The sequence below is a fragment of the Rheinheimera muenzenbergensis genome (assembly GCF_036984005.1).
Classification (GTDB): domain Bacteria; phylum Pseudomonadota; class Gammaproteobacteria; order Enterobacterales; family Alteromonadaceae; genus Alishewanella; species Alishewanella muenzenbergensis.
Genome location: NZ_JALAAR010000059.1, coordinates 1 through 321, shown reverse-complemented (window position 1 = coordinate 321; position 321 = coordinate 1). Strand labels below are relative to the sequence as shown.

Annotated in this window: 1 tRNA gene; it reads right to left on the bottom strand. The window is 43.6% G+C overall.

The window, feature by feature from the left end:
* Positions 1–244: 244 nt before the first annotated feature.
* Positions 245–320, bottom strand: a tRNA-Ala gene (locus tag MN202_RS20545).
* Between the last annotated feature and the right edge of the window lies 1 nt (position 321).

Genomic DNA, 321 nt, shown 5'->3' with positions numbered 1-321 from the left:
TACAGTGTGCTTTGCTATACACTCTCTCGCTTGAGTTCGAGAGGTTGCTTAGCTTGTTTTTACTACTATCAGCTTGCCAAATTGTTAAAGAGCGTTGAGCATAAAGCTCAAAGAGAACACATCTTCATAAGAAGCGTTGTCTTTGAGATTTCAAACAGTATGTAATTTGGTTCAGACAAGGCACTTAAGACCGAAGCATACTTAAAGCATGTGAGGTGTTAAGTAACGAAGTATGAAGCAAATTTGGTGGAGTTAAGCGGGATCGAACCGCTGACCTCCTGCGTGCAAGGCAGGCGCTCTCCCAGCTGAGCTATAACCCCA